Origin of the sequence: uncultured Pseudacidovorax sp., assembly GCF_913773995.1 — a bacterium.
GTDB lineage: Bacteria > Pseudomonadota > Gammaproteobacteria > Burkholderiales > Burkholderiaceae_C > Xenophilus.
This window is the reverse complement of record NZ_CAJYES010000080.1, coordinates 1-22,526: the sequence shown is the minus strand read 5'-3', so window position 1 is coordinate 22,526 and position 22,526 is coordinate 1. Positions and strand designations below refer to the sequence as shown.

The window sequence follows — 22,526 nt, the reverse complement described above, 5'->3', positions numbered from 1 at the left end:
CTGTTCTCCCTCGGACTCAGGCGACTTCCTCGACCTTGAAGCGGGCGCCGTTGGCCGCTGCCTTGAAGGGCTCGTGGCCGACGCGGCGCAGCGTGTCGATGAAGGTCTCGCCGGCGTTGCGGGTGTCACGGTAGGTGCCGAGCACGGCTTCGATCACGCCCGGCACTTCGGCCGCCGAGAAGGAAGGGCCGACCACCTTGCCGGCCTGCGCCGGCCCGCTCAGGTCCGAGCCGTCCGAGCCGGCCAGCGTCACCTGGTACCACTCCTTGCCGTCCTTGTCGACGCCGAGGATGCCGATGTGCCCGCTGTGGTGGTGGCCGCAGCTGTTGATGCAGCCGCTGATGTGCAGGTCGATCTCGCCCAGGTCGTCGAGCTCATCCAGGTCCTGATACCGCTCTGTGATGGCTTCGGCGATGGGAATGGACCGCGCATTGGCCAGCGCGCAGAAGTCGCCGCCTGGGCAGGCGATCATGTCGGTCAGCAGGTGCACGTTGGCGCTGGCGAAGCCGGCAGCCCGCGCGGCCTGCCAGAGTTCGAACAGGTCCTCGGCATGCACCCAGGGCAGCAGCACGTTCTGGTCGTGCGTCACGCGCAGTTCACCGGCGGAGAAGCGGTCGGCCAGTTCGGCCACGGTGTCGAGCTGGTCGGCCGAGGCATCGCCGGGCGCTTGGCCGCGGCGTTTGAAGGAGAGGGTGACGGCGCGCAGCTGCGGGTTCTGGTGCGCGGCCACATTGCGCTGCAGCCAGCGGGCGAACATCGGCTCGCGGTCGGCCGCCTGGCGCAGCGCGGCGTCGGCCTGCTCTGCCGGCAGACCCGTGCGGGTGGCCAGCGCGGGGGGCACGAAGGAGGCGGCCACGCGGTCGAACTCGGCCTGGCTGATGGTGTGGGGGGCGCCGTCGCGCTCCAGCACATCGCGGTACTCGGCCTCGACGTCGTCGATGTAGGCCTGGCCCTCGGACTTGACCAGGATCTTGATGCGCGCCTTGTACAGGTTGTCGCGGCGGCCGTAGCGGTTGTAGACCCGGATCACGGCTTCGAGGTAATTCATGATCTGGTTCCAGGGCAGGAACTCGCGCAGCACCGTGCCCACGATGGGTGTGCGGCCCATGCCGCCACCCACGCGCACCTGGAAGCCGATCTCGCCGGCCTCGTTCTTCACCAGCTTGAGGCCGACGTCATGCCAGCCAGTGGCGGCGCGGTCTTCGGCAGCGCCGGTGATGGCGATCTTGAACTTGCGCGGCAGGAAGGCGAACTCGGGATGCAGCGTGCTCCACTGCCGCATGATCTCGGCATAGGGCCGCGGGTCGGCTACCTCGTCCACGGCCACACCGGCGCGTTCGTCGGTCGTGATGTTGCGGATGCAGTTGCCGCTGGTCTGGATGCCGTGCATGTCCACGGTGGCCAGCAGTTCCATCACCTCGGCGCTCTTCGCCAGCGGAATCCAGTTGTATTGGACGTTCTGGCGGGTGGTGAAGTGCGCGTAGTGGGTGGGCAGGCTGGTGGTGCCCAGGAGGGACTGCGTTTCGATGGCCTTCCGGTAGACCTCGGCCTCGGGCTCGTCGTATTCACGGGCGATGCGGGCCAGCACGCGCATCTGCCGGCTGGAGAGTTCGCCATAGGGCACGGCCACGCGCAGCATGGGCGCGTAGCGTTGCACGTACCAGCCGTTCTGCAGGCGCAGCGGACGGAACTCGTCCTCGCTGAGGCTGCCCGCCTGCCAGCGCTCGAGCTGGTCGCGGTACTGTGCGGCGCGCTGGCGCACGAACTGGCGGTCGAAGTCTGTGTATTGGTACATCGTGTGTGGAAGGCAGTCGGCCACGCGGCACGGGCACCGCGCGCGAAGGCGGCACTTTAGGGGCCGTCCTTATGAATGCAAACGATTTTCTGGTTCGCGCCTTATGCGCATAAGCTTATGCAGCCCGTCTGGCGCGCTCTGCGGCGGTGAAAACCGTCGTGGTCGGATAAGGCGCTCTGGGCGAAACAGCCCATGATTCTAGGAGGGCCTGCGTGGCCACGCAGGCCCGGGGCCGGCCCGGCTTAGGCCATCCTGCATATGGCCGGCCGGCGTGGCGACCGGCATCATCCTGCCCTTCATGGGGCCGCGCCGAACGTCGATCACCGTGCCGAAGCTGATCCGGGCGTTTGCCGCGGCCGTTCTTCTGGTGCTTTCAGCCACGCCTGCGCGGGCGGCGGGGCCAGCGGCCATGGCGACGCTGGTCGAGGGCGAAGCCCATCTGTTGCGGGAGACCGGCCGGTTCGTGCTCGCGCCCGGCGTGGCACTGCAACCCGGGGACCTGGTGGAAACCGCGGCCAACGCGCGCCTGCTGCGGATCGAATACACGGACGGCCCGGTGGTCGACCTGGGCCCGGCCAGCCAGGCCATGATCGAAGCGCGGCTCGGACCCAGCCGCCGAGAGCCGGCAGCCCGGCTTTATCTACGCCAAGGCTGGGCCAAGCTGGGGCGGGCGCCATCGTCCCGCGGCGTGGCCAGCCTGCTGACGCCGGATGTGGCCTTGAAAGGCGAGGGCGGCAGTCAGGTCGTGCAGGTTGCAGCGTCCCGCACGCAGGTCTTTGCCGAATCAGGCAAGGCCCGGCTCGAGGCGCGGGACAAGCGCAATCAGGACGCGGTGGACCTGGCGGCAGGCCGGCTGTTCGACAGCGCGGACTGGACCGAGCGGCCACGGCCGGATGCCGCCTTCGTCGGCGCGGTACCGCCCAGCTTCCTCGACCCGTTGCCTCTGCGTTCCGCCCGGTTCAAGGACCGCACGGTCGATGCCGAACGCGTGGGCGACTTGCGCTACGAGGACGTGGCCGGCTGGCTGCAGGCCGAGCCGGCGCTGCGCGCGCGCGTGGCCGAGCGCTGGCGCGGCCTGGCAAAGAAGCCGGAGTTCCGCGCCGCGCTGGCCGCCAACATCAAGCGGCATCCCGAGTGGGACCGGATCGTGTTTCCCGAGAAGTACACCAAGCCGCGCCCGCAGCCTGAATCGAGCGGCGCCCGGGTTGCACCGACAGCGCGGCCTGCGCCGCGCGACTCGGCGCCGACGGTGACCACGCCGCCGCCAGCGCGCTCCGCCTATTGATCGGGTTCGTCGCGATCCGCCCTTCCGAAGCCATCCCAATGAAACTGCTGCTCAAGTTCAACCTGGTCTTCCTGCTTGTGTTCGCGGTAGGGCTGGGCGTGTCGGCCTACCTGGCCCGTGACCTGCTCCAGCGCGGCGCCCATGACGAAGTGGTGGAACAGGCCCGCCTCATCATGGAGAGCGCGGCCGCCGTCAGCACCTACACGGCCACGCAGGTCCAGCCGCTGCTGCAGAACCAGATGAAGTACACCTTCCTGCCGCAGTCGGTGCCCGCCTATTCGGCCACCGAGATGGTCAACGCGCTGCGGGAGATGCATCCCGAGTACGGCTACAAGCCCGCGATGCTCAATCCCACCAATCCGCGCGACCGGGCGCAGGACTGGGAAGAGGACGTCATCGCCCGCTTTGCCAAGGACAAGCAGCTGACCGAGTTCATCGGCCAACGCGAGACGGCCTCCGGCCGGGCGCTTTTCGTGGCGCGGCCCATCCGCATCAGCAATCCGGCCTGCCTGAGCTGCCACAGCACGCCGGCAGCGGCGCCCGCCACCATGATCGAGAAGTACGGGCCGGCCAACGGCTTCGGCTGGACGCTGGGCGAAACGCTGGGCGCGCAGGTGGTGTCGGTGCCCATGTCGGTGCCCTTCGAGCGCGCCTCCCAGGCCTTTGCGGTCGTGATGGGCTCGCTCGCCGCGGTGTTCCTGCTGATCGGCGGCGCCCTCAACCTGATGCTGTGGAAGCTGGTGATCCAGCCCGTGACCCGCCTGTCGGCCCTGGCCGACCGCGTGAGCATGGGCGAGTTGGAAGCACCCGAGTTCGCCGTACGCAGCCGCGACGAGATCGGCACGCTGGCCGAATCCTTCGCGCGCATGCGGGCGAGCCTGGTGCAGGCCATGAAGATGCTGGACGTCTAGTGGCGGTGGGTTGGCTTTCGCCGCTGTGCGCGTCCGTCTGCGGCGGATGGCGGCGCCTGCGTCGGGGCTGAGTCATGCAGCATCCGCGCCGCCTCGGCAAATATGACATCGTGGGCGTCCGGGGGGAGGGCGCCATGGGCGTGGTCTACAAGGCCCACGACCCGTTCATCGACCGGCAGGTCGCCATCAAGACGGTGCGCAAGGCGCTGCTGGACTCCAGCATCGCCGAGGACATGGCCGCCCGCTTCCGCAACGAGGCGCGCGCCGCAGGTCGGCTGTCGCACCCGGGCATCGTGCCCATCTATGAATATGGCGAGGACGACACCACCGCCTTCATCGCCATGGAGTTCGTCGAGGGCCGCGACCTGGCGCAGATCCTCGGCGCCACGCCCACGCTGCCCGAGGGCATGGCGATCCGGTTCATGCAGCAATTGCTGGACGCGCTGGGCAGCGCGCACCGTGCCGGCGTGTGGCACCGCGACATCAAGCCCGCCAACCTGATCGTGACCACCGACGGGCTGCTGAAGGTGATGGACTTCGGCGTCGCCCGCATCGCGAGCGCCGCGCTCACCCAGGCGGCGTCCACCATCGGCACGCCCGGCTACATGGCCCCCGAGCAGTACGTCGGCGAGACCATCGACCACCGCGTCGACCTGTTCGCCGCCGGCGTGCTGCTGTACCGAATGCTCAGCGGCCGCTCGCCCTTCGCCGCCGACACGCCCGAGGCGGTGATGTACAAGGTGCTGCATCAGGACCCGGCGCCGCTGTCGACGCTGGAAGGCCTGAGCATCGCGCCCTCGCTGGACGCGGTGATCGCCCGGGCCCTGGCCAAGACACCGCAGGCACGCTTCGGCAGCGCGGCCGAGTTCCGCGATGCGCTGGCCGAGCGCAGTGCCGTTGCGGGCGGCACCACGGCAGAGGACGCGACCGTCATTGCGGCCATGCCCTTGCGCAGCAGGCCAGCCACCCCCGGCACCTCTCGGGGGCCGACCGGCTCGGCCATGCCGTCCGATTGGGACGCAGGCAGCCTGGCCGCCGTGGAGGCCGCGCTGACGCGGTTTATGGGACCCGTCGCTCGCGTGCTGGTGCGCGAGGCGGCCCGCACCAGCACCGACCTTCGGCAACTGCAGGCGAGCGTCAGCCAGCACATCCGCGATCCGGGTGAGCGTCAGCGCTTCGAGGCGCTGCTGAGCGCAGGCATGGGCGGGGGCACCTCGGCGGGGACGCGGGCCGGGTCGTCCGCGTCCGCCACAGCTGCGGCGCCATCGGCAGTCACGACCACCGCAGGCGCGACCAACGCCATATCGGCCGGGCTGAGCGACTACGCCAGCCGTGCGCTGGCCCGCCAGTTGGGTCCCATCGCGAAGGTGGTGGTGCGCAAGGCGGTGGCCACGGCGGACTCGCGCCAGGCCTTCTTCGATGCGCTGTGCCGGTCGGTGGAGGACCCGGCGCGCCGGGCGCAGCTTCAGGCCGAACTCGCCCGCGCGCCGGAGGGGCTTTGAAAGGCCCTGGCGCGCCTACTTGACCTGCTGCTTGCCCAGCTTGCGGGCCAACGTGCGCCGATGCATGCCCAGGCGGCGCGCGGTCTCGGAGATGTTGAAGCCGGTCTCTGCCAGGGTCTCGTGGATGCGCTCCCATTCCAGCGTCTTGATCGAACTGGCACGCTGGGTGAGCTCGACATCGGTGCTGCCTTCGGCGCGGCCGAAGGCCTCCTCGATGTCGTCCGTGTTGGAGGGCTTGGCCAGGTAGTGGCAGGCGCCCAGCTTGATCGCTTCCACCGCAGTGGCGATGCTGGCAAAGCCGGTGAGAACCACGATCAGCATGTCCGGATCATGCGCATGCAGCGCCTGGACGCAGGCCAGGCCCGAGGCTTCGCCCTGTAGCTTGAGGTCGACCACGGCATGCGTGGGCGACTCGGCCGCCAGCAATGCATTCACCTCTTCGAGGCCGCCGGCGCGCAGCACCTCGTAGCCGCGCCGCTCGAAGGACCGTGCGAGCGTGCGTGCGAACGCATCATCGTCTTCGACGATCAGCAGTTGCCGGGCGTCGGCGTCGGCATCGGACAGCAGCAGGTCGGTCATTCGGTCGTATCTTTGGTGGCCAGCGTGACGGCGGCCAGCGGCAGCGTGATGCGCACCAGCGCGCCGCCCTCGGCCCGGTTGGCAGCTTCCACCTGGCCTCCCAGGGTCCGGGCCACGTTCACCACCAGGAACAGGCCCAGGCCGCTGCCGGGACGCCCCTTGGTCGACTGGTACGGTGTGCCCAGTCGGGTGAGCATGTCGGCGCGAAAGCCGGGCCCTTCATCGAAGACCTCCAGCACCAGCGTGTCGTCCTCGCGGCCCACATGGAGGTGGATGCGCTGGGGCGAGGCCTCGCGGGCATTGTCCAGCACGTTGCAGATCATCTGCGCGATGGAGGAGTCCGAGACCATGGGCACATCGTGCCCAAAACGGTTGCTGTAGAGCAGCACCGTCCCGGACCGCGTGGAACGCCAGTCGGCGACGAGGTCGTCGACGAAGCGGCAGACGGTGGTCATGGCCGACGATTCGCCACGCGTCTCGCCGGCCGACAGCAGGATGCCACTGACGATGGACTTGCAGCGCAGCACCTGGGTCTGCATCTCGGTCACGTCCTGCAGCAGCTCGGGGTCGGAATTGAAGTGCGGCAGGTGCTGCCAGTCGCCCAGGATCACCGCCAGCGTGGCGAGCGGCGTTCCCAGTTCATGTGCCGCGCCCGAGGCCAGCAGGCCCATGCGGACGATGTGTTCTTCCTCGGCCGCACGCTGGCGCAAGGCGGCCAGCCGGGCGTCGCGCTCGCGCAGGTTCTGGCCGATGCGGGTGATGAACACCACCAGCAGTACGGCGTTGAGGGCGAAGCAGATCAGCAAGCCCGCCAGGTAGGGACTGGCCAGGCCACGGTGCGCCTCCAGCGCCACCGGCAGCGGCCGGCTGAAGATCGCCAGGCCGGCCACGCAGCCGATGGCCACGGCCACCATCGTCCACACCGCCCAGGCGCGCAGCAGCACGGCGCCCAGCGTGACCTGCAGCAGGTAGAGGTAGACGAAGGGATTGCTGATGCCGCCGCTCAGATGCAGCTGCGCAGTGAGCGTGCCGACGTCGACCATCAGGCCCAGGAACAGCTCGCCATTGGTCACACGCCGGCCGGTGCGCCAGCGCAGCAGGCTCAGCACGTTGAAGGCCAGCAGGCCCGTCAGCACGGCCAGCATGGGTTCCACGGGAATTGGCAGGCGCAGGCCATAGTGCGCCACCTCGATGGTCACGATCTGGCCGAAGGCAGCGATCCAGCGCAGCTGGATGAGCTGGTGGAGGTTCTTGCGGCCTGTGGCCGAATCGAGGCCGCGCGCGGCCTGGGCTCGCACCTGGGCGCGCGCGGCGAGCAGGGCAGGGGAGTCAGGAGGACTGGCGCTCATCGCGCCGGATTGTCGTCGTCCGGCCCCAGGGCGCCTCGGCGCCAGGCATAGGCCATGCCTACCACCAGCAGCAGGGCCATGCCGTACCAGGTGATGGCGTACATCAGGTGGTTGTTGGGAAAGCGGATGACGGTCAGGCCGCCCACGGGCCAGGTGCCCTCGGCCTGCTGCGGGTCGCGGGCGGCATCGACGAAATAGGGGGCAGTGTCGGCGGCCGGCAGCCCGCGGGCCGCCGTGAGCGCTGCGATGTCGCGCGAATACCAGCGGTCGGCCGCGGGATCGTTGTGGCGCAGGAAGGCGCCCTTGGGCTCGGTGATGCGCAGCAGGCCCACCACGTCGACGGTGCCGGTCGGCTCGGTTCGGCCGAGGGCAGAAGGCTCACGCGCCTGCGGGGGCAGGAAGCCGCGGTTGACCCACACGAAGCTGCCGTCCGGCCGCGCGAGGGGCGTCAGCAGCCAGAAGCCTGCGCCCAGATCAGTGGTGGCCTGCACCAGTGCCGCCTTGTCCGTCAGGAAGCGGCCCTGCAGCGTCACGTGCAGGTATTCCGCGCTGTCGACGGTAACGGACGGCCACGCGGCGCGCGCTGGTGCGTCGATCGGCGTTGCCGTCACTCGGGCATCGACCCGTGCGATCAGCTCGCGCTTCCACGCCAGGCGCTGGACCTGCCAGGTGCCCAGGGCCAGCAGGAGCACAAAAAAAAGTGCCGCGGCAGGCACGAGGACCCGACCGCGGCGCCGCTGCGTCATTGCGCGCGCTGGATGTGCTGCTGCATCTCGTGCGCCGGCATCATGTTCGTGTTCATGTGGAACATGACCCACAGCGTGCCCGCGATGGCAATGGCCACGAAGACCACGGTGAAGATGGTGGACAGCAGGGTCCAGCCGCCTTCGACCTTGCCGTTCATGTGCAGGAAGAAGACCATGTGCACGAGGATCTGAACGACCGCGAAGGCGCCCAGCACGATGACCGCCGTGTTGCGGCTGCTGATCACGTCGTTCATCACCAGCCAGAAGGGGATGGCGGTGAGCACGATGGACAGCACGAAACCGATCATGTAGCCCGAGAAGGTGCTGTGCGGCCCCACGTCGCCGTGGTGGTCGTCATGATGGTGATCGTCGTGGGCATGGCCGGCGTGGGTGGCATGGGTATTCATCACAGCACTCCCATCAGGTAGACGAAGGTGAAGACGCCGATCCACACGACGTCCAGAAAGTGCCAGAACATCGACAGGCACATGAGGCGGCGCTTGTTCTCGTGGATCAGGCCGTGCTTGGAGATCTGGATCATCAGCACGACCATCCAGATCGAGCCGAAGGTCACGTGCAGGCCGTGCGTGCCGACCAGCGCAAAGAAGGCCGACAGGAAGGCGCTGCTCTGCGGCGTGGCGCCTTCATGGATCAGGTGATGGAACTCGTAGAGCTCTACGCCCAGGAAGCACAGGCCGAAGATGCCGGTGATGGCCAGCCAGCCCAGCGTGCCGCCGACCTTGTTCTGCTGCTTCTGCAGCATCGCAAAGCCGAAGGTGATCGACGACAGCAGCAGGAAGGCCGTGTTGATGGCCACCAGCTTCAGGTCGAACAGTTCGGCGCCGCTTGGGCCGCCCGCATAGCTGCGGCCGAGCACGCCATAGGTCGCGAAGAGCGCCGCGAAGATCAGGCAGTCGCTCATCAGGTAGAGCCAGAAGCCCAGCGAGGTGCCGTTCTCCGGATGCGGCTCGTCCGCCAGGTGGTAGGCGCGGTCGGTGGTGTCGCCGGCGGTGCCGGTGGCGTAGGCGAGATCAGACATGACGGGCCAGCAGTTGGGTGCGCGCGTTCTCGGCGGCCGAGACTTCCTCGGCCGGGATGTGGTAGTCGCGCTTGTAGTTGAAGGTGTGGATGATCGACGCCAGGATGGTGGCCGCGAACGAGGCGGCAGCCAGCGGCCACATGTGCCAGATGAGCGCGAAGCCGCAGATCACCGAGAACACCGAGATCACCACGCCGGCGCCGGTGTTGGCGGGCATGTGGATCGGCTTGAAGCCGCCGAGCGGGCGCTTGTAGCCGTTCTGCTTCATGTCCCACCAGGCGTCGACCTCGTGCACCACGGGCGTGAAGGCGAAGTTGTACTGGGGCGGGGGCGAGGAGGTGGCCCACTCCAGCGTGCGGCCGTTCCACGGATCGCCCGTGTGGTCGCGCAGCTGCTCGCGACGCAGGTAGCTCACGCCCAGCTGGATCAGGAAGCAGCCGATGCCGCAGGCGATCAGTAGGGCGCCCAGCGCGGCGATCTGGAACCAGATCTGCAGCGAGGTGTCCTCGAAATGGTTGACGCGGCGCGTCACGCCCATCAGGCCGAGCACGTACAGCGGCATGAAGGCCACGTAGAAGCCCACCAGCCAGAACCAGAACGAGCACTTGCCCCAGAAGGCGTCGAGCTTGTAGCCGAAGGCCTTGGGGAACCAGTAGTTGATGCCGGCGAACATGGCGAACACGACGCCGCCGATGATCACGTTGTGGAAGTGGGCGATCAGGAACAGGCTGTTGTGCAGCACGAAGTCTGCCGGGGGCACGGCCAGCAGCACACCGGTCATGCCGCCGATGGCGAAGGTGACCATGAAGCCGACGGTCCAGAGCATGGGCGGCTCGAAGCGGATGCGGCCGCGGTACATGGTGAACAGCCAGTTGAAGATTTTCGCCCCCGTGGGGATCGAGATGATCATGGTCGTGATGCCGAAGAAGGCATTCACGCTCGCGCCCGAGCCCATCGTGAAGAAGTGGTGCAGCCACACGATGTACGACAGGATGGTGATACAGACCGTGGCATAGACCATGGACGTGTAGCCGAACAGGCGCTTGCCCGAGAAGGTGGCCACCACCTCGGAGAACACGCCGAAGGCCGGCAGCACCAGGATGTAGACCTCGGGGTGGCCCCAGATCCAGATCAGGTTGACGTACAGCATCGGGTTGCCACCCGACACGTTGGTGAAGAAGTTCGTGCCGACATAGCGGTCCAGCGACATCAGCACCAGGGCAGCCGTCAGCACCGGGAACGAAGCCACGATCAGCGCGTTGGTGCACAGCGAGGTCCAGGTGAAGACCGGCATCTTCATCAGGCCCATGCCGGGCGCGCGCATCTTGACGATGGTCACCAGCAGGTTGATGCCTGAAAGGGTTGTGCCCACCCCCGCGATCTGCAGCGCCCAGATGTAGTAGTCCAGGCCCACCCCCGGGTTCTGGTTGCCCAGCGTCGACAGCGCGAGCCAGCCAGCGGTGGAGAACTCGCCCAGGAACAGCGAGAGCATCACCAGCACGGCGCCGCCGGTGGTCATCCAGAAGCTGAAGTTATTGAGGAAGGGGAAGGCCACGTCGCGCGCGCCGATCTGCAGGGGCACGAGGTAGTTCATCAGGCCCGTGACCAGCGGCATCGCCACGAAGAAGATCATGATGACGCCGTGCGCCGTGAAGATCTGGTCGTAGTGGTGCGGCGGCAGGTAGCCCATGTTGTCGCCGAAGGCCACGGCCTGCTGCAGACGCATCATGAGTGCGTCGGCAAAGCCGCGCAACAGCATCACGATGCCCAGGATCATGTACATGATCCCGATCTTCTTGTGGTCGATGCTGCAGAACCAGTCGCGCCACAGCGGACCCCACAGGCGGAACTTGGTGAGCAGCGCGAGCACGGCAAGGCCGCCGAGCGCGACCGCGATGAAGGTCCACAGCACGATCGGCTCGTGCGCCATGGGAACGGATTCCCAGGTCAGCCGCCCCAGCAGCCAGTGGGGCGCGGCGGTAGAAGGTTCAGTCATAGGGCTTCGTTTCTTCGAATGGGTGCCGGGATGCGGGCCGGGGAGGGCGGCGTCCTCAGTTGAGCAGGTCGACCGGTTGGTTGGGCGTGCAGATCTGCTGCGGCATCAGCGCAGCAACGGCGGCCTCGCCGGCCTTGGTGCGGCCGCGCAATGCGTCCTGGGCCATCACCTGGTGCATGCAGCGCTGGCCGTCCACGGTGCACAGGTTCAGCACGCGCGAGTACAGGTCGGGGTCGACGGACGCGAAGCGCTGCACGGGGTTGCGCTCGCTGGGCTTGACCAGGTCGTTGTAGACCGCACGCGTCAGGCTCTGGCTGCCGGACTTGGCGTCGGCCACCCATTTGGCGAATTCGTCGTTGGAGACGCCGTGGAACTTGAAGGTCATGCCCGAGAAGCCGGCGCCGCTGTAGTGCGACGACAGGCCGTGGTAGACGCCGGGCTTGTTGATGACGGCATTGAGCTCGGTCTGCATGCCGGGCATGGTGTAGATCATGCCGGCCAGGTCGGGCACGTAGAAGGCGTTCATCGTCGTGCGGGAGGTCAGCTTGAAGAGGATGGGCCGGTCGACCGGCGCCGCCACCTCGTTGACGGTGGCGATGCCCTGCTCGGGATAGATGAAGAGCCATTTCCAGTCCAGCGAGACGACCTGGATCTCCAGCGGCTTGACGTCGGCCGGCATCGGCTTGCCCGCCGCGATGCGGTCGAGCGGGCGGTAGGGATCCAGCGTATGGGTGCTGATCCACGTCAACGCGCCCAGGGCGATGATGATCAACAGTGGAGCCGACCAGATCACCAGCTCCAGCCGGGTCGAGTGGTGCCAGTCGGGCTGGTAGTCGGCCTCCTTGTTTGCGGCCCGGTAGCGCCAGGCGAACAGCAGAGTGAGCACGATCACCGGGATGATGATCAGCAGCATCAGCCCGGTCGCGATCATCACGAGGCGGCCCTGCTGCGAGGCGATGTCCCCCGAAGGACTGAGCACCACCGTGTTGCAACCGGCCAGGAGCGCCGTGGCGGCCAGGAGGGCTGGCGCGCGGAAGGTCTTGAGTGAAGGCATACGCTGGAATCTGAAAGGAACGAGCAGGCCGGCACCTCGCGCACCGGCGGCAGGAGTCCGCACTGTAGAGGTGCACGCCCACGTAGGCGATTGGACAATTTGTCCTATCGACACTGTCCGACCGGGCTGCGAATCTCGCGTGGTAATCTGGGCGCTCCTCGAAACAAGGGAGACTTCGATGAGCAGCCTGAGCCCGGCACACCCCGGAATCCACTCTGGAGACCTCGAGCGAGACGCTCGCCAGGTCAATGCGGACGATCACGACGTGGCCCCGGGCGACATCGCGGTGGGCGTGGTGATCGGGCGATCTTCCGAATACTTCGACTTCTTCGTCTTCGGCATCGCCTGCGCGCTGGTGTTTCCCCAGCTCTTCTTTCCCTTCGTCGACCGTCTCGAAGGCACGCTCTACGGCTTCGCCATTTTCTCGTTGGCCTTCATCGCCCGTCCCATTGGCACCATCGCCTCGATGGGCATCCAGAAGCGCTACGGCCGCGCCACCAAGCTGACCATCGCGCTCTTCCTGCTCGGCACGTCGACGGCGGGCATCGCCTTCCTGCCGGGCTACGACGTCGTCGGCGGCTGGGCGATCCTGCTGCTGGCTCTGTTCCGGATCGGGCAGGGGCTGGGCACGGGCGGCTCATGGGATGGCCTTCCGTCGCTGCTGTCGTTGAACGCGCCGCCGCATCGCCGCGGTTGGTACGCCATGCTGGGGCAACTGGGCGCGCCGCTCGGATTCGTGATCGCCAGCGCGCTCTTCATGTATCTCTACGGCAGCCTGTCGCAGGAAGATTTCATGAACTGGGGCTGGCGCTATCCCTTCTATGTGGCCTTCGCCATCAACGTGGTGGCCCTGTTTGCCCGCCTGCGCCTGGTCGTCACGCATGAGTATGAAAGGGCGCTCGAACAGCGGGAACTCGAGCCCACACCTGCCGGCGAACTCCTTCGCACCCAGGGCTACAACATCTTCATCGGCGCTTTCGCCGCGCTGGCCAGCTATGCGCTGTTCCATCTGGTGACGGTGTTTCCGCTCTCATGGATTCAGCTCTATTCGGACCAGTCCATTGCCGACTTCCTGGGCGTGCAGGTGATCGGCGGCCTGCTGTGTGCTGTGGCCGTCCTGGCGTCGGGTTGGTTGGCCGACCGTTTCGGTCGCCGCAACACGCTGGGGACGCTGGCTGCGTTGATCGGCTTGTTCAGCCTGGTGGCGCCGGTGCTGCTGAAGTCGAGCGAAGGACAGAACGTGTTCATCCTGATCGGCTTCGTGCTGCTGGGCCTGTCGTACGGCCAGGCTTCCGGCACCGTGACCTCGAATTTCAGTGCCCGTTATCGCTACACGGGCGCCGCGCTGACCTCCGATTTCGCCTGGCTGGTGGGTGCGGCGTTCGCGCCGCTGGTGGCGCTCGGGCTGTCTGCCCATTTCGGGCTGGCGTTCCTCGGCGTCTATCTGGCCTCCGGTGCGATCTGCACGCTGGTGGCGCTGTACATCAACAAGACGCTGGAATCGTCCCGCGAGTAAAGGATCGTGGCCGGCGCTTCTGCGCCTGGCTTCGATCGTCAGAGACACAAAGCGCCTCACCCAGGCGCTTTTTTTTTCTTGCGCCGCTCTGCTGGGCCAGCGCAGCCGAAGAAGAGGGTGAAGGTTGGCTAGGAGGGGGGGTAAGGCCCAGCGCGCTCGGGAATGCAGTTGCTGCACCTGAGGCACCACCGTTATTTGACATAACGCACATTGTGTTAATCTTGAAAGGATAGACCACCGAGTTCCCAGCACTCGATCTGGGCCAAGCCGTCGCTGCGGCCGGCCCGGCGACGGCTGCCCCCCGCGCACAGCTGCTGAGCCGTGCGCCTCATCCGTCCACTGGGGCGGCCCGCTGGAGCCGGTCGGCCAGCACCTCCAGGGCGCGGCGACCCCGCTCGAAATCGAAATTGGCGATGGCGCCGCTGGCGTCCTCGAGCATTTCGGCGGGCAGCAAGGCCGACAGCGCTGCAAACGGAACTTCCGGCCATTCCCCCGCACGCAGCAGCGTGATGGTGCGCGCGATCAGGTCCAGGACGCACGACAGGTTGAACTGCACCTCAGCGCCATTGGCGGCGTTGAGCCACACCGCGTCCGGCGATTGCAGGCGCTGGGCGCGCAGCGCCTGTTCCGCGTGCAGCAGTTCGCCCGGCAGCGCCACGATGCACTGGCTGCATCCCGTGGGATCCTGGGCCAGGGCCGCAGTCTCCAGTCGACCTGCCAGCCCTTGCAGGGTGTTGAGCCCGAAGTGCCCCGCAGCCCCGACCAGCCGGTGCGCCAGTGCAGCCAGGCCTTTCCAGTCCTGCTCGTCAGCCAGTTGGATCAGCCTGGCCGGCGTCGCGCGCTGCTCGGCCAGAAAGCGTTCGAGCGCATCGTGCAGCAGTCCTGGCCGCTGCCAGAGCGACAGCGCCCGATGCCAGTCGATGGTCAGCGACTCTGGATGGCCCGCTTCCGGCACATCCTGGGCCAGGGCCACACCCAGCACGCGCGCCATCTCGCGCATGAGCTGTACGGGCGCCAGAGGCTTGCCCGCAAAGCCCTCCATCCCGGCGGACTCGGCGGCGAGGCGGTCGGCTTCGAGCACGCTGGCGGACATCGCAATGATCGGCGTGTGCCGGTCGGACGCCTCCAGCTCGGCCCGGCGGATCGCCCGCGCTGCCTCCAGCCCGTCCATGCCCGGCATCTGCAGGTCCATGAGGATGAGGTCGAAACGCTCGCGCGCGGCGATCTGCACCGCCTGCTCGCCGCCGCCGGCCAGTGCCACCTGGTGGCCCTCGCGGCCCAGCAGAATCTCGAGCAGCTCCAGGTTGCTCGGCGCGTCGTCCACGGCCAGCACGCGCAGTACGGGCAGTTGCAGCGGCGTGTCCGCCCCCTTCGCTGCGTCAGGCGTTCCGGTTGCGTTGCCCAGCGGCAGGGGCAGCCGTACGGTGAACACGCTTCCGCGCCCCGGCGTGCTGGTCACCCGGATGGTGCCGCCCATCAGTTGCGCCAGTTGGCGCGAGATGGTCGTGCCCAGTCCGGTGCCACCGAAGCGCCGGGACGTCGAGGCGTCGGCCTGGGCGAAGGGCTCGAAGATGCGCTCCAGCATGTCCTGCGCGATCCCGATGCCGGTGTCCTCCACCTCCAGGGTGAGCTGGCCGCCGTGATGCCGCACGCGCAGCACCACCCTGCCCTGTTCGGTGAATTTGATGGCATTGCCCAGCAGGTTGAGAAGCACCTGCTGCAACCGCAGCGCGTCACCACGAAAGTGCAGCGGCACGCTCGGGTGGTAGTCGAGCACCAGATCGAGGCCCTTGCGGATCGCGCTGATGCGCATCGAGGCGACGACCTGGTCGCACAACGCGCGCAGGGAGAAGTCTTCCTCCATCAGCGTCATCGCGCCCTTCTCCAGCTTGGCCGTGTCGAGCACCTCGTTGAGCAGCCGCAGCATGGAGTGCGAGGCCTGGTGGATGGTGCTCAGGTGCCTGCGTTGGCTGGCATCGAGCGGCGAGTCCAGCAGCACCTCCGAGAAGCCGATGATGGCGTTCATCGGCGTGCGGATCTCGTGGCTCATGTTGGCCAGGAAGCTGCTGCGCGCGGCGGCGGCGGATTCGGCCCGCTCCTTGGCGTCCCGCAGGGCCTGTTCCATCAGGCGGCGTTCGCTGAGGTCCGCCGCGAGCTTGAGGATCTTGAAGGGCCGCCCCTCGGGATCGAGGATCGGGTTGTAGAAGCTGTGCAGCCACACCTCCCGCCCGTCGCGGGTGATGCGGGCGTATTCGCCGCTCTGCTGTTCGCCCGCGCGCAGACGTCGCCAGCGCTCGGCATATTCGGCGCTCTGGACCTCCTCGGCCCGGCAGAGCACCGCATGGGACTGGCCGCGCAGCTCTTCCATGGTGTAGCCCACAAGGCGGAGAAACAGGTCGTTGGCATGCAGGATGCGTCCATCCAGGTCCAGCTCGACCATGCCCTGGGCGCGACCGATGGCATTGACGATGCCTTCGAACTCGGCATTGCGCGCGCGCAGCGCCGTGTTGTCGACCATCACCCCGTCGATCCACTGAATCTCGCCGTCGCTGCCGCGCACGCCCCGCCCGGTTTCCGACACCCAGCGCACCCGGCCGCATCGGTGCCGCAGGCGATATTCGACGTGGTAGGACCGGTCCTGGGCGAGCGCCTGGCCGACCTGTTGCCAGATGCGTTCGACATCGTCCGGATGCATCAGCGCGGCATAACTGATGCGCCCCGCCAGGAAGTCCTCGGCCGGGAAGCCGCACAGACCCTCCACGGCATCGCTGATGAACAGCATGGGCCAGTCGGGGGCAAAGCGGCAGCGGAAGGTGACGCCGGGAATGTTGGCGATGAGCGAGCGGAACTGTTCTTCGCTGCGGCGCAGCGACAGCTCCATGTCCTGCCGCTCGCGGATGTCCGTGAGAAAGCCGACGAACAGCGCCTCGTCCGGCAGTTCGGCCCGGCCCACGGCCAGGCGGACCGGCACCCGTCGCCCCTGCTTGTCGCGCGCTTCCACCTCGCGGCCCACGCCGATGATGCTGGCCAGGCCCGTCTTCAAGTAGCGTTCCAGGTAGCCGTCATGGCCGCCGCCATGAGGCTCGGGCATCAGCATCGCGAAGTTGCGGCCGACCACCTCGTCGGCCCGCCAGCCCAACAGGCGCTCGGCGGCACCATTGAACGATTGGATGGTGCCGCGCGCGTCGATCATCACGATGCCGTCCACCGCCGTGTCCACCAGCGCGCGCAGACGCGACTCGCTACGGCGCACCTGCTCCAGCAGATGCCGCTGGCGAAGCCCCACCTGCAGCGCGGCCGCCAGCAGGCTGATCAGGGCCACGAACCCGGCAATGCCCACCACAAGCAGGGTGTGCCGTCCGGCGGGTACGCCATCGATCGCGACGCCGTCGAAGCGCAGCGCCGCCATTGCCGTGTAATGCATGGCGAGGATGGCCATGCCGAGGACCGACCCCGCCACGACCGTCGCCCGCCAGGGACGGTTCTGCGCCTGTACGCGCAGGCGGGCGTAGACCCACAGTGCCAGCGTGGCCAGGCCTATGGCCAGCACCAGCGAGAACGTCGCCAGCCACGGATCGTGGCGCATGCCGACCATGGCGGCAGAGGCGGCCATGCCGGCATGGTGCATGGCGCCGATGCCCACGCCGACCGCCACCCCGCCCCAAGCAATGGCCGCCCACCCGAGATGCGCGCGCGTGAGCAGCAGCATGGCCACCCAGCAGGCGCCCAGCGCAGGCATCAGCGACAGCGCCGTCATGCCCAGCCCGATCGGGGCCGCGGCGCACAAGGCAAAGGCCAGCATGCCGATGAAGTGCATCGCCCAGATGCCGCAGGCCATGGCCAGGGCACCGCCGGCCGCACTCAGATGACGGATGCCGGCATGCCGCGCGCGCCAGCCCAGCGACGCCATGTGAACAGCCAGGATGGAGGACAGGATGGCCATGAGCACCGACAGCCCAACCAGCCGCGCATCGTGGAGGCGCCAGAGCAGAGGCTCGGCAGCAAAGCCGGCAGAGGAGATCCACGACATGGCTTTTTCACTATATTGCAGAAAGTAAGCCGAAACTGTCGCTCCTCAGACGCCTCGGCTATTTGGGGGAGGCCGGGGCCCCGGTCCCCTTTTCTTGCCAGCGGTCCGACCCCTCGCTACATTGACATTTTTGAGGGCCTGCAATGTCTGTAGACAGCACCACGTCTCCCCCCGCCACCTCACCCTCCCCCCGCCAGCACATCCGTCTGACCTCCCACGCCGGGGGCCTGGGCTCGCTGCCCATCCACTGGGACGCGGCCACCCCGGCCGAACGCGGGCCGGTCGTGGGCACCACCACCCGTCGCGCCCACCGCAACGTGATCGGCACCCACAGCGGCAGCTACAGCGTGTACCGCGCGCTCGCCGTGGCCGCGGGGGCGCTCAAGCGCGAGCACCGCGCCGACCTCACCAACACTTCGCCGACGGACGTGATCGGGCCCTATCCGCAATGGAGCGAGCCGGGCAAGATCGTGTCGATGGACCCCTGGGGCGCCGTCGTCTCCGACGTCTTCGCGCAGGAGCTGGCCGCGGGCTACGACATCCGCCCGACCATCGCCGTGACCAAGGCGCATGTGATCCTCCCCGAGGTGATCGATGCGCTGCAGAAGGGCCGTCTGAAGGCCGACGGCAAGTTCCTCACCGCGGGCGGTGCCGCGCTGGTCACCAAGGCGGCCATCGAGCCGGTCTGGTGGCTGCCGGGCGTGGCCAAGCGTTTCGGCTGTTCCGAGACCGACCTGCGCCGCGTGCTCTTCGAGGAGACGGGCGGCATGTACCCCGAGCTGGTCACCCGCTCCGACCTCGAGGTCTTCCTGCCACCCATCGGTGGGCAGACCGTCTACATCTTCGGCAACCCGCGCGACCTGGCCAACCCCGATATCGAACTCACCGCCCGCGTCCACGACGAATGCAATGGCTCGGACGTGTTCGGCTCCGACATCTGCACCTGCCGCCCCTACCTCACGCACGCGATCGAGGAATGCATCCAGGGTGCGCAGCGCGGCGGCGTGGGCCTGATCTCCTATGCGCGCAAGGAAGGCCGGGCCCTGGGCGAGGTCACCAAGTTCCTCGTCTATAACGCCCGCAAGCGACAGCTCGGCGGCGACACCGCCGACCAGTATTTCGCCCGCACCGAATGCGTGGCCGGCGTTCAGGACATGCGCTTCCAGGAGCTGATGCCCGACGTGCTGCACTGGCTGGGCATCCGCAAGATCCACCGGCTGGTCTCGATGAGCAACATGAAGTACGACGCCATCACCGGCTCCGGCATCGAGGTAGGCGTGCGCGTCAACATCCCCGACGACCTCATCCCGGCGGATGCCCGGGTCGAGATCGACGCCAAGATGGCGGCCGGCTATTTCACACCCGGCAAGGTGCCCGGTGCCGATGAACTCAAGGCCACCCGCGGACGGGGGCTGGGCGAATGACGGACAGCCAACACGTGCTTCCCGCCACCGACCTCAACCAACCCGAGGCCGCCGTCGCCTGGCTGCGCACGACGGTCGCCGTGCGCGAGCGCGCGGCCGAACTGCTGGCCCGCGCGCGCCGCGGCGAATCAGCCTTCTTCACCATCGGCGACGAGACGAGCCTGGACGATGCGGCGCGTGAAGTGGCCCAGGTCACCCAGGCGCACTACGCCTGGCGGCCGATTCCGTACCACAGCCGCTGGCGGCATTTCGAGGCGGGCGGCGTCGACCGGGCGGCCGAACTCGATCATCTGCTGGGCGAACATGCGACGCCCCGCGAGAAGGCCAAGGCGCGCATCGATCTCGCCGTGGTGAGCGTGCTGCTGGATGCGGGCGCCGGTGCCGACTGGGCCTACCACGAGTCGGCGTCCGACCAGCGCTTCACCCGTTCCGAGGGCCTGGGCGTGGCCAGCTTTCATGCCTTCAAGGCCGGACTGTTTTCTTCGGACCCGGATCGCCCTTTGCAGGCCGATGCCGCCGGCCTGCGTGCCCTGGTGACCGACCGCCTGGCGCAAGCCTTCCAGGTGCGCAGCGACAACCCGCTGGTCGGCCTGGACGGCCGGGTCACGCTGCTGCGCCGCCTGGGTGAGGTGCTGGCCGAGCAGCCGGCCGTCTTCGGCACCGAGGTGCAGCGGCCCGGCGGGTTGTTCGACATGCTCATCGCGCCTGAAGGCGTGGCGGTCCCGCCCACCGCGACGGTGCAGGTGCACGCCATCCTCACGCTGCTGCTGGATTCGCTCTCGGCCATCTGGCCCTCGGCCAACTACCTGCATCGCCACCCCACCGCCCTGCCCGGCCCGGGCGAGCCGGCGCTGGCCCTGGGCGACTGCTGGGCGCACAGCGCGGTCGGCGGCGAGGGCCGCACCCACGGCTGGGTGCCTTTCCACAAGCTGTCGCAGTGGCTCACCTACTCGCTGATCGAGCCCTTCGAGTGGGCGGGTGTGAAGGTCGAAGGACTGGACGCCCTCACCGCCCTGCCCGAGTACCGCAATGGCGGCCTGCTGCTGGACACCGGCGTGATCGTGCCGCGCGATGCGGCCCTGCTCGAACGCACCTGGCAGGTCGGCGACGAATTCATCGTCGAATGGCGCGCCCTGACCGTGGCACTGCTCGATGAGCTGGCACCCATCGTGCGTCGCCACGTCGGCCGCAGCGCCGAGGAGATGCCGCTGGCCTGCATCCTCGAAGGCGGCACCTGGGCGGCCGGCCGGGCCGTGGCCCAGCGCCTGCGCCATGGCCTGCCCCCGCTGCGCATCGAGAGCGACGGCACGGTGTTCTGAGCCGGCCTCCTCTACCATCGCACGCCTTCTGTTTTTGACAAGAACGATTCATGACGACGCCCAACGCTCACCTGGTCACCCATCCGCTCGTCCAGCACAAGCTCACGCTCATGCGCCGCAAGGACGCCTCGACCAACAGCTTCCGCCGCCTGCTCAACGAACTGGCCTCGCTGATGGCCTATGAAGTGACGCGAGACATCCCGACCTCGGAGATCGAGATCGAGACGCCGCTCGAAGTGACCCGCGGCCAGGTGATCGACGGCAAGAAGCTGGTGTTCGTGTCGATCCTGCGCGCCGGCACGGGCATCCTGGACGGCATGCTCAGCGTGGTGCCTGGCGCGCGGGTCGGCCACATCGGCCTGTACCGCGACCCCAAGACGCTCACCGCCGTCGAGTACTACTTCAAGATGCCCAGCGACATGCAAGAGCGCGACATCGTGGTGGTCGACCCGATGCTGGCCACCGGCAACTCGGCCGTGGCCGCCGTGGAGCGGCTCAAGGAGCTGTCGCCCAAGTCCATCAAGTTCGTGTGCCTGCTGACCTGTCCTGAGGGCCTGAAGACCATGTACGAGGCGCATCCGGATGTGCCGGTATACACCGCGGCCATCGACCGGCAGCTCAATGAGCATGGCTACATCCTGCCGGGCCTGGGCGACGCGGGCGACCGCATCTTCGGCACGAAATAGGCTCGCCCCCAGGCTGCGCGGGCTGGGGCCCGCTCCGCCAACCCCCTCCGGGGGCACACGCTGCGGCTCGGCCCTTCGACAGGCTCAGGACAGGCAAAGCCGGTTCCGCGCGTGTTGTTGGCGTGGCCTGCTCCGCGGCCCTTTGTCTCGGGGGGCTGCTTCACGGCTGATGGCGATGTCGTGGCCTGTTTGCGTAGCTCGGACGGACTGCTCACGGATGCCCATCCAACCGTTCACGCTGAGCCTGTGGAAGCGCGGTGCAGGGCTTCGACAGGCTCAGCCCGAACGGTGGGAAACACCGACCCACTTGTCCAGCGCGGGCCTCATGTAAACGCGTACCCGGCCCAGCCGGCACCAATCCTGCTTGTCCAACACCATCAACGAGGAGTGAGAAAGATGATCCAGCGCCGTCCCCTGATCCTGAGTGCCGCCGCCCTGGCGGGGCTTGTTGCCGTCGGGCTGCCGCAGTTCGCGTTCGCCCAGTCCAAGCTCAAGGTGGCCGCGGTCTACACCGTGCCCTTCGAGCAGCAATGGGTGGGCCGCATCCACAAGGCGCTCAAGGCGGCCGAGGCCCGCGGCGAGATCGAGTACAAGGCCACGGAGAACGTGGCCAACGCCGACTACGAGCGCGTGCTGCGCGAGTACGCCACCGCCGGCAACCAGCTCATCCTGGGCGAGGCCTTCGCAGTGGAGGCCGCGGCCCGCAAGGTGGCCAAGGACTTCCCCAAGACCATGTTCCTCATGGGCTCGTCGGGCAAGCCGCAGGCGCCCAACTTCAGCGTCTTCGACAACTACATCCAGGAACCCGCCTACCTGACCGGCATGATCGCCGGCGGCATGACCAAGTCGAACAAGATCGGCATGGTCGGCGGCTTTCCGATTCCCGAGGTCAACCGGCTGATGAATGCCTTCATGGCCGGCGCGAAGGAAGTGAATCCCAAGGTCGAGTTCAGCGTGAGCTTCATCAACAGCTGGTTCGATCCGCCAAAGGCCAAGGAGGCCGCCTTCGCCATGATCGACAAGGGCGCGGACATCATGTACGCCGAGCGCTTCGGCGTGAGCGACGCGGCCAAGGAGCGCAAGGTGCTGGCCATCGGCAATGTGATCAACACGCAGCCGCAGTACCCCGACACCGTCGTCGTGTCGGCGCTGTGGAACATGGAGCCCTCCGTCGACCGCGCCATCAAGCTGGTCAAGGACGGTCAGTTCAAGGCCGAGGACTACGGCCCCTACTCGCAGATGCAGAACAAGGGCTCCGAGCTGTCGCCGCTGGGCACCTTCGAGAAGAAGGTGCC

17 protein-coding genes are annotated in these 22,526 nt (G+C 67.7%); 8 read left to right on the top strand and 9 right to left on the bottom strand.

Features of this window, described 5'->3' with window-relative positions:
• Positions 1 to 16: 16 nt before the first annotated feature.
• Positions 17 to 1,795 (bottom strand): nitrite/sulfite reductase, encoded by a 1,779-nt coding sequence (locus QZ772_RS07195; protein WP_295524338.1) that lies wholly within the window; start codon positions 1,793 to 1,795, stop codon positions 17 to 19.
• Positions 1,796 to 2,066: 271 nt separating this feature from the next.
• Here QZ772_RS07195 and QZ772_RS07190 point away from each other — a divergent pair, with 271 nt between their 5' ends.
• From QZ772_RS07190 to QZ772_RS07180, 3 genes are all read left to right on the top strand, one after another.
• On the top strand, positions 2,067 to 3,080 hold the full coding sequence (locus QZ772_RS07190) for a hypothetical protein (protein WP_295524337.1): 1,014 nt from the start codon (positions 2,067 to 2,069) through the stop codon (positions 3,078 to 3,080).
• A gap of 38 nt (positions 3,081 to 3,118) precedes the next feature.
• Positions 3,119 to 3,991 (top strand): DUF3365 domain-containing protein, encoded by an 873-nt coding sequence (locus QZ772_RS07185; RefSeq protein ID WP_295524336.1) that lies wholly within the window; start codon positions 3,119 to 3,121, stop codon positions 3,989 to 3,991.
• Positions 3,992 to 4,065: 74 nt separating this feature from the next.
• Positions 4,066 to 5,493 (top strand): serine/threonine-protein kinase, encoded by a 1,428-nt coding sequence (locus QZ772_RS07180; protein ID WP_295524335.1) that lies wholly within the window; start codon positions 4,066 to 4,068, stop codon positions 5,491 to 5,493.
• Positions 5,494 to 5,508: 15 nt separating this feature from the next.
• On the opposite strand, the gene QZ772_RS07175 is transcribed toward QZ772_RS07180, so the two are convergent.
• The 7 genes from QZ772_RS07175 to cyoA are packed head-to-tail and all read right to left on the bottom strand — an operon-like array spanning position 5,509 to position 12,256.
• Entirely contained in the window at positions 5,509 to 6,072 is a 564-nt protein-coding gene (locus tag QZ772_RS07175) for a response regulator transcription factor (RefSeq protein WP_295524334.1), read from the bottom strand.
• Positions 6,069 to 7,421: an ATP-binding protein gene (locus tag QZ772_RS07170; RefSeq protein WP_295524333.1), complete on the bottom strand. Its 1,353-nt coding sequence runs from the start codon at positions 7,419 to 7,421 to the stop codon at positions 6,069 to 6,071. The genes QZ772_RS07175 and QZ772_RS07170 overlap by 4 nt, the downstream gene beginning before the upstream one ends.
• Positions 7,418 to 8,113 carry an SURF1 family protein gene (locus tag QZ772_RS07165; protein WP_295524332.1) on the bottom strand — a complete coding sequence of 232 codons (696 nt, stop codon included), beginning with the start codon at positions 8,111 to 8,113 and terminating at the stop codon, positions 7,418 to 7,420. The genes QZ772_RS07170 and QZ772_RS07165 overlap by 4 nt, the downstream gene beginning before the upstream one ends.
• Before the next feature lie 50 nt (positions 8,114 to 8,163).
• The gene (gene cyoD, locus QZ772_RS07160; protein ID WP_295524331.1) at positions 8,164 to 8,574 is read right to left on the bottom strand and encodes a cytochrome o ubiquinol oxidase subunit IV; all 411 of its coding nucleotides are present in this window, start codon (positions 8,572 to 8,574) and stop codon (positions 8,164 to 8,166) included.
• Positions 8,574 to 9,206, bottom strand: coding sequence for a cytochrome o ubiquinol oxidase subunit III (gene cyoC, locus QZ772_RS07155; protein ID WP_017757637.1), 633 nt, complete (start codon positions 9,204 to 9,206; stop codon positions 8,574 to 8,576). Before cyoC ends, cyoD begins: the two co-directional genes overlap by 1 nt.
• On the bottom strand, positions 9,199 to 11,202 hold the full coding sequence (gene cyoB / locus QZ772_RS07150) for a cytochrome o ubiquinol oxidase subunit I (RefSeq protein WP_295524330.1): 2,004 nt from the start codon (positions 11,200 to 11,202) through the stop codon (positions 9,199 to 9,201). Before cyoB ends, cyoC begins: the two co-directional genes overlap by 8 nt.
• Positions 11,203 to 11,257: 55 nt before the next feature.
• On the bottom strand, positions 11,258 to 12,256 hold the full coding sequence (gene cyoA / locus QZ772_RS07145) for a ubiquinol oxidase subunit II (protein WP_295524329.1): 999 nt from the start codon (positions 12,254 to 12,256) through the stop codon (positions 11,258 to 11,260).
• Between the two features lie 178 nt (positions 12,257 to 12,434).
• Here cyoA and QZ772_RS07140 point away from each other — a divergent pair, with 178 nt between their 5' ends.
• The gene (locus QZ772_RS07140; RefSeq protein WP_295524328.1) at positions 12,435 to 13,772 is read left to right on the top strand and encodes an MFS transporter; all 1,338 of its coding nucleotides are present in this window, start codon (positions 12,435 to 12,437) and stop codon (positions 13,770 to 13,772) included.
• Between the two features lie 328 nt (positions 13,773 to 14,100).
• Here QZ772_RS07140 and QZ772_RS07135 read toward each other — a convergent pair whose 3' ends face one another.
• The gene (locus QZ772_RS07135) at positions 14,101 to 17,802 is read right to left on the bottom strand and encodes a PAS domain S-box protein (protein WP_295524327.1); all 3,702 of its coding nucleotides are present in this window, start codon (positions 17,800 to 17,802) and stop codon (positions 14,101 to 14,103) included.
• 143 nt (positions 17,803 to 17,945) lie between these two features.
• On the opposite strand from QZ772_RS07135, the gene QZ772_RS07130 reads away from it, so the two are divergent.
• The 4 genes from QZ772_RS07130 to QZ772_RS07115 form a co-directional block, all read left to right on the top strand.
• On the top strand, positions 17,946 to 19,226 hold the full coding sequence (locus tag QZ772_RS07130) for a GTP cyclohydrolase II (protein ID WP_295524326.1): 1,281 nt from the start codon (positions 17,946 to 17,948) through the stop codon (positions 19,224 to 19,226).
• 14 nt (positions 19,227 to 19,240) lie between these two features.
• Positions 19,241 to 20,545, top strand: coding sequence for a URC4/urg3 family protein (locus tag QZ772_RS07125; protein ID WP_295524324.1), 1,305 nt, complete (start codon positions 19,241 to 19,243; stop codon positions 20,543 to 20,545).
• A gap of 50 nt (positions 20,546 to 20,595) precedes the next feature.
• Entirely contained in the window at positions 20,596 to 21,231 is a 636-nt protein-coding gene (gene upp, locus QZ772_RS07120; RefSeq protein WP_295524322.1) for a uracil phosphoribosyltransferase, read from the top strand.
• A 396-nt stretch (positions 21,232 to 21,627) separates the two neighbouring features.
• A partial coding sequence (locus QZ772_RS07115) for a BMP family protein (protein ID WP_295524320.1) occupies positions 21,628 to 22,526 on the top strand: 899 nt, incomplete at its 3' end.

Excerpts from the sequence above, each read along its gene's own strand:
- QZ772_RS07130 (WP_295524326.1), top strand. The coding sequence starts at position 17,946 with ATGTCTGTAGACAGCACCACGTCTCCCCCCGCCACCTCACCCTCCCCC.
- QZ772_RS07195 (WP_295524338.1), bottom strand. The coding sequence starts at position 1,795 with ATGTACCAATACACAGACTTCGACCGCCAGTTCGTGCGCCAGCGCGCC.
- QZ772_RS07185 (WP_295524336.1), top strand. The coding sequence starts at position 3,119 with ATGAAACTGCTGCTCAAGTTCAACCTGGTCTTCCTGCTTGTGTTCGCG.
- QZ772_RS07180 (WP_295524335.1), top strand. The coding sequence starts at position 4,066 with ATGCAGCATCCGCGCCGCCTCGGCAAATATGACATCGTGGGCGTCCGG.
- cyoA (WP_295524329.1), bottom strand. The coding sequence starts at position 12,256 with ATGCCTTCACTCAAGACCTTCCGCGCGCCAGCCCTCCTGGCCGCCACG.
- QZ772_RS07135 (WP_295524327.1), bottom strand. The coding sequence starts at position 17,802 with ATGTCGTGGATCTCCTCTGCCGGCTTTGCTGCCGAGCCTCTGCTCTGG.
- cyoC (WP_017757637.1), bottom strand. The coding sequence starts at position 9,206 with ATGTCTGATCTCGCCTACGCCACCGGCACCGCCGGCGACACCACCGAC.
- cyoD (WP_295524331.1), bottom strand. The coding sequence starts at position 8,574 with ATGAATACCCATGCCACCCACGCCGGCCATGCCCACGACGATCACCAT.
- QZ772_RS07140 (WP_295524328.1), top strand. The coding sequence starts at position 12,435 with ATGAGCAGCCTGAGCCCGGCACACCCCGGAATCCACTCTGGAGACCTC.
- upp (WP_295524322.1), top strand. The coding sequence starts at position 20,596 with ATGACGACGCCCAACGCTCACCTGGTCACCCATCCGCTCGTCCAGCAC.
- QZ772_RS07170 (WP_295524333.1), bottom strand. The coding sequence starts at position 7,421 with ATGAGCGCCAGTCCTCCTGACTCCCCTGCCCTGCTCGCCGCGCGCGCC.
- QZ772_RS07175 (WP_295524334.1), bottom strand. The coding sequence starts at position 6,072 with ATGACCGACCTGCTGCTGTCCGATGCCGACGCCGACGCCCGGCAACTG.
- cyoB (WP_295524330.1), bottom strand. The coding sequence starts at position 11,202 with ATGACTGAACCTTCTACCGCCGCGCCCCACTGGCTGCTGGGGCGGCTG.